Genomic DNA, 15,210 nt, shown 5'->3' on the forward strand with positions numbered 1-15,210 from the left:
CCCCCACCACAGGGAAAGCATCTCATAGAAATTCGAAAGAAGCCGGATTCGGATTGACGTTAAAACCATCTCAACACCCTTATTAAAAAGCTAAATAATAAAAGCCTAAAACTGTCAGTTTTCAGGGATTCCACACAACTTGACAAAGAGCCGGTTTTTGTGAATCTTTTAGAATTCCTTCTCTCCCGGCAAAGCGCGGAGTTGGGTTAACTGTTCAAAGCTGTAGGCTATCTGGATGACTGTTTCATCTTGACCTGCTTTGGCAAAGAAGGTAGCTCCGACGGGTATTTCCTCTTGTAGTCCGAAGGGAACGGTGAGTTCAGGTGCACCCGCGCCAGCTGCTAGATGAGCATAGTAATTGTCTTTGGCAACCAGAATATCCAGTTTTTGATTGTCCATGGCCTGATTAAGGCTGTCTTGGGCGATTTGTAAGATGCTTTCGACCTTGGCAGCATCTAGCTTAGGACGGAGGGCTTCTTCCAAGAAGTTTTGACCATAGCGCATCCGGACTTCTGGATCCTGCTTGTTGAAATCAACCAATTCTTGCAGGGAGCCGATTGGTGCTTCCGCAGTTTTGAGGTAGTGGTTTAAATCTTTCTCAAAATCATTTTTTAGGATAAAGTTCAAGTCAATCTTGCTTGTATCAATATCGAGAGATACGACTTGAGCACCAAGATCTTTCAGAACTTTCTCTAGTCGTTTGTCGAAGTCTTTGTCTGCTTTTAAGAGACCGATTCTTTTTCCTTTGATAAAGTCCTTGTCCAAAGAAAGGGAGCTTGTTTTACCCGTGGCCGCACGGTAGGTTAGGAAGGCATCTTCCACTGTTTTGGTAATGGGTCCGACGGTGTCCAGGGTATAGGTGATTGGAACTACCCCTTCACCACTGATGGTACCACGGGTCGGTTTATAGCCGACAACCGAATTGATGGCAGCGGGAGCAACGATGGACCCAGAGGTTTCTGTCCCGAGGCTGACTGCTGCCAAATCCGTCGCCATGGCGACGGCACTACCAGAGCTGGAACCCAAAGGGCTCAATACGAGAGGATTAAAGGGATTGGTTGTCTGACCTTTTTTAGCGCTATAGCCACTGGGACTTTTCTGACTCATGTAGTAGGACATCTCAGACAAATTGGTCTTCCCTAAGATAATCGCGCCATTTTCCAGTAGCTGATCAACAACGGGAGCATTTTGGGCGGGAATAAAATCTTTGAGAGCATAGGCTCCTGCGCTGGTGGACAGGTTATTGGTATTGATATTTTCCTTAATCAGGACTGGGATTCCCGCTAAGAGACGATCATCTTGGGTTTCATCGAACTTCCGAGCCTCATCCATGGCTCTTGGATTAATTTCACTCACCGCATTGTTGCCCAACTCGCTCTGATCTTTTTCTTTAATGTTTAATAAATAATAGGCAACCAAATCCTGATGGCGAATCGTCCCTTGGCGCAAGAGTTCTTGTAACTCTCCTAGAGATTTTTGTTCCATCAGCGGAATCTTAGCCCGCAAACCATCGAGATCAACCCCTTCCAACTGCTGGTCAATGGCCGCAAGGACCTGCTCATTGCGGTAAGCCAGCCTCTCCTCCTTAGCTGGCATGAGTGACTGGAGGTAGAGATAAACAGCTCCCGCTCCAAGGGCAGCACCACCGACAAGAATCCCTGTTGTCCACAGGGCTATTTTTTTCACATTCATATTGTTCTCCTAATCTTTGACAAATCTCCTCAAGGCTCAAAAATCCCAATCATGCGCGATTGGGATTTTTGAATGCTAGGCATCTGAAGAATTCTTTTCCTGTACTTCTTGGGGTTGGTAGGCTGAAATAATCTGAGATACCAGGGGATGGCGTACAACATCTTGGGTTGTGAGATGAATAAAGCCAATGGTTTGTAGATGCTTGAGCTTGTCCATGGCGTCCAGGAGACCGGATCTTTGCTTGTGGGGCAAGTCTATTTGGCTAATATCTCCATTGATAATCATTTTTGAGTTAAAACCAAGCCTGGTCAAAAACATTTTCATCTGCATCACCGTTGTATTCTGGGCTTCGTCCAAAATAACAAAGGCATCATCCAAGGTCCGTCCCCGCATATAGGCGAGGGGTGCGATTTCAATCACTTCCCGCTCCAAGAGACGATTGGTTTGTTCCTTGCCTAAAATCTTGTGGAGGGCATCATAAACTGGTCGCAGATAAGGGTCAACCTTTTCTTTGAGATCCCCCGGTAAAAAGCCTAGGCTTTCTCCAGCTTCAACTGCAGGCCGGGTCAAGATAATTCGCTTGACCTGACCACGCTTGAGGGCCCGCACAGCTAGAGCAACTGCCAAGAAGGTTTTCCCCGTCCCGGCCGGACCAATCCCAAAGACCACATCCTGGTACTTCACTGCATCGACAAAGAGCTTCTGACCTGGAGTTTTAATCCGAATAGCCTTCCCTTGGAAATCGGTTAAAACCTCTTCTTCATAGAGGGCTACAAACTGATGCAGGCGCCCTTCCTTGGACATATTCATGGCCGTTACAACATCTGTCAAAGCCACCTGCATCCCACGGTTGACCAAGACCTGGAGGACCTGAATAATCGCTTTAGCCTCCAAAGCCTGCTCCTCGGAACCCAGAATCTGCACCCGTTCGGTGCGCGCATGGATGACCACATCCAAGTAGTCCTCCAGCAGTTTCAAATTCCGCTCGTTGGAACCAAACAAGAGCAATAAATCATCCGGATGGTTTAAGGTTAACTCAGTTGAAAATTCTTGCAAACGATTCTCCTTTTTGCTTCTTTGCTATCAGTATAACAAATTCCCAGCCCTTTGTCTTTTCTCAATGGGCTAAATAAGTCTCCCAAATCTGATCAAATTGGCTTAAATTAAAGGCAAAAGAGGCCTCTTCCTCCAAATAACGGCTAATCTGGTCAAAATCACTACTTTGGCGGGGAAAGGCGGTATCGGTAAAGACCAAATCCGCCAACTCTGCAGCTGCAAGATCGACTTTGGAGTCCCGCTGGGTCATCAGCCAATGGTAGAAGGATCTACGCATGGTCGTCCTCCCCAATCCACTCTGTGCCCCACTCGTCTTGCTTGATTTTACCAGCCTTCATCAGCCCTCCCAAGGCCTTCTTAAACTGGCCTTTGGAAATACCAAAGGTCTCCTTGATAGCCTGAGGTGAGGACTTGTCATTCAGGGTCATAAAACCACCGTTAGCCTGGAGATATTGGGCAATCATCTGTCCATCATTGGCCAACATCTCATGCGACCGTGGTTTTACAGAGAGATTCAGAGTCCGATCGACTTGCCGGAAACCGATCACCCGAGCATCCAACACCTGCCCCAAACGCGGCTCCGCAAACCGTTCAGTCGGATGAATAAAGCCCAACATATTGTTTTCAGGCAAATAAACAAAGGTCCCCGTCAACTTCAAGCGGTAGACAATAGCCGGCCAAGTTTGATTCTGCATGTTGTCATAAGCCGGTTGAGCCAAACGTTGAAAATCTTCTGGACTAGCTAAAATACCCCAAATCCGCTCCTTGGTATCCACCTCTAAACGAATATAAAGACGATCGCCCTTCTTAGGCCAGAGTTCCTTTAATTCCGGCAGAATATCTAAGGATACCACCACCTGCTTATCCGGCAAACCTGTATCCACAAACACACCCAAGTCGCGACGGACCTCGGTCACTTGACCCCAGCCAAACTGATCACGATCAGCAGTTACTGGTAGCGTCGTTAACCGCCGCTTCTGCTTCATATCAACATAGGTAAAGCCCTTAACCGAATCTCCTAGGGCATGCGGACCTTCCTCTTTATCCAAGGCATAGGTCTGCCCTTCCTTTTGCACATAATAATACTGATCATTTTCATCTGTTATGAGACCGACCACATAAGTCGCCAATAAACTTTCCATAGCTTCTCCTTTGTTAAAAAGAGGTTGGCGCAGCCAACCTCCTTCTCCGAACTCAGACTTCTAAGATTTCTTTTTCTTTTCCAGCTGTCATTTCATCAATTTTCTTCACAGCATCGTCTGTTACTTTTTGAATGTCTTTTTCAAGACCCTTCAATTCATCTTCTGTAATTTCTTTAGCTTTTTCTTGCTTTTTCGCTTCGTCCATAGCATCACGGCGGATATTACGGATTGCGATTTTAGCATTTTCACCAACTTTTTTCACTTCTTTTGCCAAATCACGGCGTGTTTCCTCTGTTAAGGCTGGAATCACCAGGCGGATTACAGAACCATCATTAGCTGGAGTAATTCCAAGATCTGAGGCATTCAAAGCACGCTCAATATCTTTCAAAGATGATTTATCAAATGGGGTTACCAATAGCACACGCGCTTCCGGAATGGTAATTGAAGCGATCTGGTTAAGAGGTGTTTCGACACCATAATATTCCACCGTGATACGGTCCAAAAGACTCGCATTGGCACGACCGGCACGAATCGATGCAAATTCACGCGACAGACTTTGGTGAGACTGGCTCATCCGTTCTTGAGCTTTGGTTACAATTGCGTTAGACATTACTTATTTCTCCTTCTGTGAGTTATTAGAAACCGTTGTTCCGATTTGTTCTCCGAAAACAACACGGCGAATATTGCCGGCTTCATTCATATTAAAGACCACTAGGTCAATATCGTTATCCATAGATAAGCTGGATGCAGTAGAATCCATCACCGCCAAGCCCTTATTCAAAAGATCACGGTGTGTTAGTTCATCAAACTTAATAGCATCCGCATTTTTGCGAGGGTCAGAGTTATAAACCCCGTCAACTCCATTTTTAGCCATCAAGATCGCTTCCGCTTCAATTTCCGCTGCTCGGAGGGCAGCTGTCGTATCTGTTGAGAAGTAAGGGGAACCAGTTCCCGCTCCGAAAATCACAATCCGACCTTTTTCCAAATGACGAAGCGCCCGCCCCCGAACAAAAGGTTCAGCAACCTGATTCATTGGAATAGCTGTTTGGACCCGCGTATCTACACCCGCTTGTTGCAGCGAATCTGCCATTACCAAGGCATTCATCACAGTCCCCAACATACCAGTGTAGTCTGCCTGCACACGATCCATTCCAGCCGCTGCAGCAGGCTCACCCCGCCAAAGGTTTCCGCCACCAATAACAAGAGCAATCTGCACTCCCGCAGCCTGAACTTCGGCAATCTCTGCTGCCATTTTTTGGACCGTTAAAATATCAATCCCTACACCCCGTTCACCAGCCAAGGCTTCACCGGATAGTTTAATCAAGACACGATTGTATTTAGGTTTCACCATCTTACCTCTCCTTTTTTCATCCTATCTATTTTACCACTATAATTGCCATAAAGTCAAAATAGATGAATAACTACAATATAAGTCTTTCTAAGACCAGAAGCCTCCTGCTATTTATTCAAAAATCTATAAGGGCACCTCGAAAAACTCAATCCTTAAAAATCTAAACGTTGATTTATCAAGGTTTCAATAACTTAATTTGAAGAAAAACGGAGGTATTTAGAGGTGCCCATAAAAGTTTCCACCCTATGCCCCTTTTTGCTCCCTACAATAGCAAAAACCGCCTTGGATAGGTTCAATTCTGCGAAGCCTCGTCCAATTCCTGGCTTTCTTTGGCTTCTGCGAAGCCTCACTCAATTCCTGGCTTTCTTTGGCTTCTGCGAAACCTCGTCCAATTCCTGGGCATATGTAGGGTTTCTAGCGAAACCTCCATTGAATTGAAAACTCGTCCGTTTTCCGGACGAGTTTTTCATTCATATCGTAGTGCTTCGATAGGGTTGAGTTTGGAGGCTTTGTTGGCTGGGAGGAGGCCGAAGATGACTCCGATGCTGATGGAGAAGAGGGTGGATCCGATGACGGATTGCATGCTGATGACGGGTGGGCCGCCAAAGGCTGCGTTGAGGCTGTCTCCGATCAGAAAGACGATTCCGTAGGAAATCGCCAGGCCGATAAAGCCTCCGATGAGGGTTAGGACCACAGATTCCACGAGGAATTGAGTCAGGATGTTGCGGCGAGTTGCTCCCAAGGCTTTTCGTAAGCCGATTTCGCGCGTCCGTTCGGTAACGGATACCAACATGATATTCATAACTCCGATTCCTCCAACTAGGAGGGAAATTCCAGCAATGGAACCGATGACCATCTGGATGACTCCCAGTTGTTGTTGAATGTTTGCGAGTTGATCGGACACATCCATCACCTGGTATTCCCCTTGAGCGGGTCTCACCAATGCGGTCAAGCGGCGAGCGGCGGCAGATCCGATTTCAAGGGAGCGCTCGACATCTTCGACGCCGACAATAATGCTTTGGATTTCTGGGACTGAAAACTCAGCAGCCAATTGGGTATTGGTCATCAATAGTTGACCATTGGGATATTGATATTGGGCAGTAATATCATTCTTATCATAATCAAAGACGCCCATAATCCAGTAGTTATTGCCTTGAATTTTAATCAATTGGTTCAAAGCATTTTCTGGATTTGTAAAAAGCTTATTAGCCAGGGTTTTATCCAAAAGGACAACACGGGCAAATTGCTCATAGTCAGCTGTTACCAAGCTCCGTCCAGCTATTACTTGGTATTTCTGAGCCTTGAAATAAGAAGGTGAAATCCCTGTGACAGAGGCTCCTTTCACATCCTTACTTTCATAAGTGATTGTGGCAGTTGTTGAGTTGGAAACCAAATATTTAGTAACTCCTGGAATATTGAGGAGGTCTGCTACCTGGTTTTCAGCTACTTCTGGTTGTGGAGGCATGCTGGTCCCAAGTAGTTCCGATTCCGCATCAAAGAGTTCCTGACTGGTCACAATTCCACTGCCATCTTTTGACTTGATGGGCGAATAGTTAATCTGAACATTTTGTTGGGCTGACCCCAGATTCTTGGTAAAGGCCCGGTTCATCCCATCCCCAAAGGCAATGATTAGGACTACGGCTGCAACCCCAATAATGATTCCCAACATGGTTAGGAAGGAACGCATTTTATGGGAACGGATAGAGGCAATGGCAAATTTCCAAGTTTCCATTAGAGCCCTCCTTCCTTAGCTGAGTCCTGGGTGATCCGACCGTCACGGATGACGATTTGCCGAGTTGCATAAGCTGCAATTTCCGGCTCGTGTGTAACCATAATAATGGTCTTGCCCTCTTTATTGAGATCTGTCAGGAGTTCCATAATCTGATCCCCCGTTTTGGTATCCAAGGCTCCTGTCGGCTCATCGGCCAAGATAATCGCCGGCTCATTAGCCAAGGCTCTTGCAATGGCAACCCGTTGCTTCTGTCCCCCAGAAAGTTCAGACGGAAGATGTTTCATCCGCTCACTGAGATCAACCTTTTCCAAATAATACTTGGCTGTCTTTAAGCGCTCACGCGCGTTTTTTCCTGCATAAATCAAAGGAAGTTCAACATTCTGTAAGGCTGTTAATTTTGAGAGCAGGAAAAATTGTTGAAAGACAAAACCAATCTGGTGATTCCGAACATGAGCCAGCTTGTTCCCTGATAGACGAGCCACCTCTTGGCCTTCCAAATCATAGGATCCCTTGGTCGGTTGGTCTAAAAGGCCAATGATGTTCATCAGGGTGGACTTCCCAGAACCAGATGGTCCCATAATGGCTAAAAATTCCCCTTCTTCGACATCTAAATCAATGTCTTTAAGAACCTGAAGAACTTGATCCCCGTTGCGGTAGGACTTTTGGAGTCCTCTAATTTTAATTAGATTCGCCATCCTTATCGACCTCCTGACCTTGTTTGATTTGGTCATCAGGATTGGTAATAACCTGCTCGCCTTCTTTCAAACCTGCTGTAATGGCTTGGTTCTCTGCATCAGCACTTCCGATTGTTACTTGAACCTTCTTAGCTTTGCGCTTCTGATCGACAACCCAAACAAAGTGTTTCTCATCTTCTGTCACCAAGGCTGTGATTGGAACAACTGTCTGTTTGCCTTCATTTTGGACTTCCATGCTGACATTGAAACCTTGTTTCAATTCAGAAGCGTCCGAATTGATACTGACATTATAAGGGTATTTAGCACCACTATCTGCTGTCGCAGCGGCAGCTCCAGTGCTTTCACCCCCATTTTTAGGATAGTTTGAAATATAAGAGAATTCCCCTTCCCAGGTCTTCCCTGGGAAAACTTTCGAGGTGATTTTAACCTTTTGACCCTTGGCAATGTTTGGAAGGGTGTATTCTGTCACATCGCCCTTAACCTGCAAACCATCTTCACTAACAATATGGACTAAGACTTGACCAGCTCCTGTTGCTGACTTGGCTACATCCCGATTCACTTCGACAACAGTTCCCTCAATGCTTGAATAAACCGTTGTGGCATTTAAGGTGTTACCAGCTTTTTCAAGTCCTGCTACGGCATCCGCACGACTGTCATACAAATCATACAGGGAGTTTTGCGCATTTTGCTGGGCTGCTCCTGTAGCTGCACTGTAACCATAGCCACTTCCATCAGCGTCAGTACCTACAGCAGTTGAACCACTAGCGGCTTCGATTCCATAGACTTCTGCAGTATAGATTTGGCGGTCTACCTTGTTCACAGCTCGTTGGGCAATGTCATAATCTAGCTGAGCATTTTGGCTTTGGTACTGGACTAAAGGAGTCCCTACACCAACATAATCACCTACATTTACAAGAACATCTTGAAGGTCACCCTTGCTAGCATCCAAGTAGACGTACTGGTCCCGGTTAGCTGCAACCTGACCTGTTAACAAAGTGTTGGAAGCTACATTTCCAGATTTAACCTTAGCAATTTGATAGCCTGATGAAGTCTGCTCTACATCACTCGAAAAGCTATTTAATAACATGCCACCGACCCCAAGAATCAAGGCCGCTGCACCGGCTCCAATTGCAATCTTACCCTTGCTAAGATTTCCTTTGTCAAAGGAGAATTTTTTCATTGTATCCCTCTTTCTTAATTCTTAAATGCTTCAACTAAGACCTGAAATTCCTCATTGGTTAGGGTAATCCCCTTGCCCATCTTCTGATGATCCGGACTCCAGGTCCGCAGGTCAAATTTAGCAGGTACTCCATTAAAGCTGACCCGATTCAGCTCCTTGGTCCATCCCTTGTCATTCGTTGATAGTACTAGTAATTTTTCTTCAATTTCAAATGTAAAATCAGCCATGACTCCCCCTCTTTTTCATTTTAATACTATTATTTTACACTATTTTTCATGAAAGCTAAAGAATCTTAGACAATTCCTTCTTACAATATTGTAAGAAAGAATTAAAACCTGTATAATAAAAGAAAAACGAATAAGGGGGAAGCCGATGATCACACTTTGGGATACCATCAAGCAGCAAATGTCAGATTTTCTGGAAGCTGGGGATAGTAAAAATAAGTCCCACAAACACCTGGCAGAAATTCAAGCGACTTTGCAACGTGCACAAAATCAAAAACAAGCCGTCTTAGTCATCTATGGTAAAAAACACATTACCGGAACTATTGTCAAAATCAATCCGGATCAGAACCAGTTGATTATCAATAGCTTACCCCATAAAATTTCAACCATGATTCCCTTAAAAGATATCCGTCGGGTAAGTCCTGTTCCGCCAAAGATTCAATCAAGTCAGCTAAACTAGATTTAGCTAAACCAATCACTTCAGAACCACAGACTACTTATGATTTCTTCTTAGTATTGTTATCTTTTTGTAACATAAGAGGTCTGGAAAATATGGTATTCTATATAGTGATTTACACAAGGAGAGATTATGCCCGTAAGAGAAAATGTATTACGTGACCAAGAGGTCCTCCGTAATCCTCAACAACCCATTGAACAACCCTTTACCCAATATGACCCTGAACAAGACCAGGAACTACGCGAAAATCGCTACGAGTTCTACTACTACATGAATCTCGCAACCTTTTCGCTCATGACCATCCTCTTTAGTTTTATCTTCTTATCTCTAGAAGTAGCTTCGGTTTGGTCAATTTCTGGGGCAATCTTAATCAGTCTAGCCTTTTTGCAGGCCAGTCGCTATGTCCGAAATTACTACAAAGACCGTTCCAAGGTGCGCTAACAGCGCACCTTATTTTTTGAAACAAATTGCTTGCGCTTATTACTAACTAGTGATAAAATAATTTCAATTTAAGGGCACCTCTAAAAACCCCAGTTTTTCTTCAAATTGAATCACTCAAACCTTGATAAATCAACATTTAGATTTTCAGAAATTTAGTTTTTAGAGGTGCCCTTAAGAAAAACAACGGAGATAGCTACTATGAAAATCGAACTCGGAATCTCAACATTTGGTGAAACAACTCCCCTAGAAGGCAGCAATCAGGTCTTCTCACATGACAAACGCATTCGCCAACTGGTCAAGGAAATTGAAGTGGCTGATGAAGTAGGCTTGGATGTTTACGGGATTGGGGAACACCACCGCGACGACTTCGCCGTCTCAGCACCTGAAATTGTACTTGCAGCGGGTGCTGTTAATACCAAGAATATCCGTCTCACCAGCGCTGTCAGCATCCTATCCAGCCTCGATCCAATCCGCGTCTACCAGCAATACGCAACCATCGACGCCCTCTCCAACGGACGCGCCGAAATTATGGCCGGCCGCGGCTCCTTTACCGAATCCTTCCCCCTCTTCGGCCAAGACCTCAAGGATTATGACAACCTCTTTGATGAAAAATTAGATCTACTCCTCTATGCTAACCAAGAAACCAAACTAAAATGGAAGGGCCATCACACCCAGAGCATTGATCACCGTGAAATCTACCCAAGAGCGGTCCAAAAACAACTCCCTATCTGGGTAGCCACTGGTGGTAACGTTGAATCCACTGTTAAAATTGCGCAAATGGGACTACCAATTGTCTACGCCATCATCGGTGGCCAACCAAGCTACTTCAAACCTCTTATCGATGCCTACCGCACCATCGGCAAAGAAAATGGCTTCAAGGACCAATACCTCAAAGTTGCTGCCCACTCTTGAGGCTTCATCATGGAAGACGGCGAAGAAGCCCGCAAACGCTACTTCCACCCAACCAAACAAGTCGTCGATGCCATCTCCAAAGATCGACCACACTGGACCCCACTCAGCTACGACAAATACCTCCAGCAAGTAGGACCAGACGGAGCGATGTTTGTCGGTAACCCCGATCAGGTCGCTGAAAAACTGATCAAGATGATTGAAGAACTCGGCCTCAACCGCTTCATGCTCCACCTCCCACTCGGCTCCATGCCCCACGAAGACGTCCTCAAAGCCATCGAGCTTTTCGGAAAAGAAGTCGCTCCTAAAGTACGCGCTTATTTCGCAGACAAATAATCCCGAATTATTCATAGATAACTAAAAAACTTCCAGAATCCCTGATAGATCAAGGTTTCTAGAAGTTTTTGATTTTCACCCATTGGGTGAGACAAAGAAACCAGGCGGAATCCTTAGATTATCAACGATTTCACCTGATTTTTATAGTGGGGATGAATGATTAGGGATTAAAGCAGAAATGAGCTGCTCCTGTTGCTCCACCACCCCAGAAACCGGCAGCTGCTCCAGATACTGTCCCGACAACTGGGAGAGCAACTGTCCCAGCGCCAGCTCCTAGTACTGCACCACTTAGTGCACCACCAACTGTACCAAGTCCACATTGTACCCAGTTTCCACCAATAACTTCAATCAGTTCCACATCTGTCATATTCATCATTTGGAAAACCTCCTCAGTAATGGCTCCACCTAATCCGTCTGCAGAAATCCGGGTCCCATAAAATTTCTGAAAAACTAGGTGACTAAGAAAAAAAGCTAGATAACTCCATTTGAAGATATCTAAAATCAGCACAGAAGAAATCATAATGTACCTATAACACTAAGAATCCCTTCCAATTATTTATTCGAAAACTCCACAAAAATTCTCAAATTGAATTATCCGTCAACTTATTTTGCAATCCCATTTCCCTTCCTAATCATCGCTCTCAACAAACTGAGAAAACAAACCAGTCCGAAGGTATTAAGTACAAGCCCAAGAGGGGACTGAAGGTGCAAGTAATTCTCAAAAATACGAACCAAGAACAATATAATACCTATAAAAACAACCACTTTTTTCATCTAAAATTCCTCACTTTCTGAATCGAGAGACACAGCACTAGAATCGCCATTACCTTTCACATTTAGTACTCTTATTCTACCACCTAGCACCTAAAATCTTGTACCAATGTCTCAAACGGTCGCTCAAAAGTTCCCAATGGTAAGGATAAGGCCTCCAATCGTAAAAAGGGGATTTTTGCCGGTCAAAAAGTAGGAAGCGGGATAGTAGGCGGTAAAGGCGAAGGGAATGACAAAGTAGAAATCTTTGTCGAGAAAGCGTTTTCTTATAAGATTATTCTAGCACTTTTAGAGCTAGCAAGCAAAGAATATTGGGGGCAAAAATAAAAAAGCTGCGTGGAAACAAAAGATGGTCCACACAGCTCCTGACCCAATAAATCTTCGGTCGCTTCATTTTTGAAAGATCCGGAGCAGGCCTAATCTAGGTCTTCACCATTGCTTGCGATAACTTGTTTATACCAGTCAAATGATTTTTTCTTGAAACGTTTAAGACTTCCCCGACCCTCGTTATCCCGATCCACGTAGATGAATCCATAGCGCTTCTTCATTTCACCGGTTCCAGCTGAAACTAAGTCGATACAGCCCCAGGTGGTATAGCCTAGGAGTTCAACGCCATCTTCAAGGATGGCATCTTTCATGGCTGCAATGTGTTTGCGCAAATAATCAATGCGATAATCGTCTGCAACATGGCCAGTTTCATCTGGTTTATCAATAGCACCAAGTCCGTTTTCTACAATAAACATCGGTTTTTGGTAACGATCCCAAATGGCATTCAAGGTGATTCGAAGACCTAGTGGGTCAATCTGCCAACCCCATTCAGAAGATTCCAAATAAGGGTTTTTGAGAGAAGCAAAAATATTCCCTTCTGTTTTTTCTTGAACCTCTGGGTCTCCCGATGCAACTCGGCTAGAATAATAGGAGAAGGAAATGAAGTCAACAGTGTAGGCTCTCAACAAGTCCAAATCTTCATCAGTCATTTTGACATCAATTCCCAACCGTTCCCATTTCTTCTTGGCGTAATTAGGATAGGTTCCACGCGCCTGGACATCAATAAAGAAATAATTCTCCCGATCTTCTTGAAGAGCAGCCCAATAGTCTCTTGGGTGAGAGGTATTTGGGTAGTATTGGCCTGCAGCTAACATACAACCCACCTTATTCTCGGGATCAATTTCATGGGCAATTTTGGTGGCAATGGCAGAAGCTACTAATTCATGGTGAGCAGCTTGGTATTTGACTTGCTCCTGGTTTTCACCCTCCTCGAAATAGAGACCTGCCCCCATAAATGGGGCGTGAAGGATCATATTAATTTCGTTAAAGGTTAACCAGTAGCGGACCAAGCCCTTATAACGAGCAAATAGCGTTCGGCATAGTCGTTCATAAAACACCAGCATTTTACGATTCCGCCACCCTCCGTACTCTTCAATTAAATGCATTGGGCAGTCAAAATGGGTAATGGTGACCAGAGGTTCAATTCCATATTTATGGCACTCTTTGAAGAGTTTTTCATAAAATTCCAAACCTTTTTCATTTGGCTCAACTTCATCGCCTTTCGGAAAAATCCGAGTCCATGCAATGGACAGACGGTAGGTTTTGAACCCCATCTCCGCAAAAAGCGCAATATCCTCCTTGTAGTGGTGATACATATCAATAGAATCTTTGGCTGGATAGAAATAGCCCTCCTCGAAATCAACCATTTTCCGCTGACCGGTAATAATTGCCAAGCGCTCCTCTCCAACAGGAACGACATCAACATTGGCCAAGCCACGACCATCCACATTATAAGCTCCTTCACACTGGTTGGCAGCTGTTGCGCCACCCCATAAAAAATTCTTTGGAAAACGTGTCATTGCTACTACTCCTTTACTTTTATCTAATTGTTTCTTTCCTTAACGAACCGTTGTCAATAAGTAGTCCCCAACCTGGACAGCCTTTTCTTGGCTGACAAGAATATCCTTGTAGAGAGAGGTGTTGGTAATGATAATAGGCGTTGTAACGGGAAGACCAGCTTCCCGAATCTTCTCAATATCAAAGGCCAATAGTTTTTGACCAACCTCGATTCGATCGCCGACTTCGACAAAACTTTCAAAACCTGCTCCTTGTAAGGAAACGGTGTCCATGCCAATATGAAAGAGAATCTCCGCCCCATCTTCTGTCCTCATTCCAAGAGCATGCTTACTTGGAAACAGTAAGGTAATCTCTCCCTTGGCTGGGGCATAAAGAATATTTTGACTGGGCTCAATCGCAAGTCCTTTTCCCATAGCTCCTGATGCGAAAACAGGATCAGGAACATCAGCTAGGGACAGGATTGTCCCCTCAAGTGGACTAGCAACAATTTCTTGCTGAATTTCCTTGAGCAGCGACATCGGTTCATCTTCTTTTTCCTCAAGGACTCCATCACCATAGAGGTTGGCAACTGGCAGAGCCATCTGAGCCCCAAAAGAAATCACCAGAGCTGCTACTGAAGCAATGATGGAAGAGATAACACCAGACATACTTCCGTTACTTGTATCGATTAGGGATGGATAAAGAAAAATACCAAGCCCGCCAACGGAATAAGCAACAATTCCTGCAAACATTACATAGCCACCAATAAGGGCACTCACCATACAGCTCACAATAAAAGGGGTACGCATAGGCAGTGTAATTCCGTAAATTGCTGGCTCTGTAATCCCAAAAATAGCGGAAATAAGAGCAGGTAAGGAAAGACTTTTCACCTTGGCTTCTTTACTTTTCAGCACAATGGCTAAAAGGACACCCACCTGTGTAAAACTAGGGAAGAGGGCTGGCACCAAGATTGCCGAAAAGCCTTGACTAGCCGTTTCGACAATGGCCAAGGGAACAATCGCCCAATGCATCCCAAACATCACCATCACTTGCCAGAAACCACCCAGTACAACTCCGTAAAGCACCGGACTGATACCCATAATAAACTGGAAGAACCAGCTCAAGGCATCGGATAACACATTCCCAACTGGACCAACCACTAAGAAGGTCACTGGAACTGCTAGCAACAGGGTCACAAAGGGGACTAAAAACAATTTGACCACGTCTGGGATAAGTTTTCGAGCTCCTCTTTCAATATAAGAGGCAATCCAAACTGCTAAAATTGCTGGAAGAACAGTTGAGTAGTAGCCTCCAGTTGGAAGCGGGTGTGTCAAGAATTTTGTGTAAACTCCAAAGCAGAGTTTGAATGTGTGTATTAATCGGACAAGGAATTGTAAGGA

16 protein-coding genes and 1 pseudogene are annotated in these 15,210 nt (G+C 44.8%); 3 read left to right on the forward strand and 14 right to left on the reverse strand.

The annotated features are described in order from the left end of the window. Window positions 1–168: 168 nt before the first annotated feature. The 10 genes from E5983_RS05475 to E5983_RS05520 form a co-directional block, all read right to left on the reverse strand. Entirely contained in the window at window positions 169–1,692 is a 1,524-nt protein-coding gene (locus E5983_RS05475) for an amidase family protein (RefSeq protein WP_160332889.1), read from the reverse strand. Window positions 1,693–1,767: 75 nt separating this feature from the next. After that, on the reverse strand, window positions 1,768–2,748 hold the full coding sequence (locus E5983_RS05480; protein ID WP_160332890.1) for a PhoH family protein: 981 nt from the start codon (window positions 2,746–2,748) through the stop codon (window positions 1,768–1,770). A gap of 61 nt (window positions 2,749–2,809) precedes the next feature. Further along, complete coding sequence (locus E5983_RS05485) at window positions 2,810–3,025, reverse strand: YozE family protein (protein WP_160332891.1); 216 nt, start codon at window positions 3,023–3,025, stop codon at window positions 2,810–2,812. Continuing rightward, window positions 3,018–3,890: an RNA-binding virulence regulatory protein CvfB gene (gene cvfB, locus E5983_RS05490; protein WP_160332892.1), complete on the reverse strand. Its 873-nt coding sequence runs from the start codon at window positions 3,888–3,890 to the stop codon at window positions 3,018–3,020. Before cvfB ends, E5983_RS05485 begins: the two co-directional genes overlap by 8 nt. 52 nt (window positions 3,891–3,942) lie before the next feature. Continuing rightward, the gene (frr, locus tag E5983_RS05495; protein ID WP_160332893.1) at window positions 3,943–4,500 is read right to left on the reverse strand and encodes a ribosome recycling factor; all 558 of its coding nucleotides are present in this window, start codon (window positions 4,498–4,500) and stop codon (window positions 3,943–3,945) included. A gap of 3 nt (window positions 4,501–4,503) precedes the next feature. Then, window positions 4,504–5,241 carry a UMP kinase gene (gene pyrH, locus E5983_RS05500; RefSeq protein WP_160332894.1) on the reverse strand — a complete coding sequence of 246 codons (738 nt, stop codon included), beginning with the start codon at window positions 5,239–5,241 and terminating at the stop codon, window positions 4,504–4,506. A gap of 466 nt (window positions 5,242–5,707) precedes the next feature. Beyond that, the gene (locus E5983_RS05505; protein ID WP_160332895.1) at window positions 5,708–6,973 is read right to left on the reverse strand and encodes an ABC transporter permease; all 1,266 of its coding nucleotides are present in this window, start codon (window positions 6,971–6,973) and stop codon (window positions 5,708–5,710) included. Next, window positions 6,973–7,668 carry an ABC transporter ATP-binding protein gene (locus E5983_RS05510; protein WP_160332896.1) on the reverse strand — a complete coding sequence of 232 codons (696 nt, stop codon included), beginning with the start codon at window positions 7,666–7,668 and terminating at the stop codon, window positions 6,973–6,975. Before E5983_RS05510 ends, E5983_RS05505 begins: the two co-directional genes overlap by 1 nt. Beyond that, window positions 7,652–8,848 carry an efflux RND transporter periplasmic adaptor subunit gene (locus E5983_RS05515; RefSeq protein ID WP_160332897.1) on the reverse strand — a complete coding sequence of 399 codons (1,197 nt, stop codon included), beginning with the start codon at window positions 8,846–8,848 and terminating at the stop codon, window positions 7,652–7,654. Before E5983_RS05515 ends, E5983_RS05510 begins: the two co-directional genes overlap by 17 nt. 14 nt (window positions 8,849–8,862) lie before the next feature. Then, window positions 8,863–9,075, reverse strand: a complete 213-nt coding sequence (locus E5983_RS05520) for a YdbC family protein (RefSeq protein WP_160332898.1) — start codon at window positions 9,073–9,075, stop codon at window positions 8,863–8,865. Between the two features lie 145 nt (window positions 9,076–9,220). Between E5983_RS05520 and E5983_RS05525 the strand changes: the two genes are divergently transcribed. The 3 genes and pseudogenes from E5983_RS05525 (at window position 9,221) to E5983_RS05535 (ending at window position 11,215) form a co-directional block, all read left to right on the forward strand. Continuing rightward, window positions 9,221–9,532, forward strand: a complete 312-nt coding sequence (locus E5983_RS05525; RefSeq protein WP_160332899.1) for a YolD-like family protein — start codon at window positions 9,221–9,223, stop codon at window positions 9,530–9,532. A 129-nt stretch (window positions 9,533–9,661) separates the two neighbouring features. Next, window positions 9,662–9,970: a DUF3270 family protein gene (locus E5983_RS05530; RefSeq protein ID WP_160332900.1), complete on the forward strand. Its 309-nt coding sequence runs from the start codon at window positions 9,662–9,664 to the stop codon at window positions 9,968–9,970. A 198-nt stretch (window positions 9,971–10,168) separates the two neighbouring features. Next, window positions 10,169–11,215 (forward strand): annotated as a pseudogene (locus tag E5983_RS05535) (LLM class flavin-dependent oxidoreductase). 160 nt (window positions 11,216–11,375) lie between these two features. On the opposite strand, the gene E5983_RS05540 reads toward E5983_RS05535, so the two are convergent. From E5983_RS05540 to E5983_RS05555, 4 genes are all read right to left on the reverse strand, one after another. Then, entirely contained in the window at window positions 11,376–11,582 is a 207-nt protein-coding gene (locus tag E5983_RS05540; protein WP_160332903.1) for a Blp family class II bacteriocin, read from the reverse strand. Window positions 11,583–12,112: 530 nt separating this feature from the next. Beyond that, window positions 12,113–12,256 carry an ABC-2 family transporter protein gene (locus E5983_RS05545; protein WP_160332904.1) on the reverse strand — a complete coding sequence of 48 codons (144 nt, stop codon included), beginning with the start codon at window positions 12,254–12,256 and terminating at the stop codon, window positions 12,113–12,115. Window positions 12,257–12,402: 146 nt separating this feature from the next. Next, a complete protein-coding gene (locus E5983_RS05550; RefSeq protein WP_160332901.1) occupies window positions 12,403–13,833 on the reverse strand; it encodes a 6-phospho-beta-glucosidase in 1,431 nt (476 codons plus the stop codon). A 39-nt stretch (window positions 13,834–13,872) separates the two neighbouring features. Next, window positions 13,873–15,210, reverse strand: a 1,338-nt coding sequence (locus E5983_RS05555) for a glucose PTS transporter subunit IIA (RefSeq protein ID WP_160332902.1), incomplete at its 5' end; no start/stop codon positions are given.

Origin of the sequence: Streptococcus danieliae (assembly GCF_009767945.1) — a bacterium.
Classification (GTDB): domain Bacteria; phylum Bacillota; class Bacilli; order Lactobacillales; family Streptococcaceae; genus Streptococcus; species Streptococcus danieliae.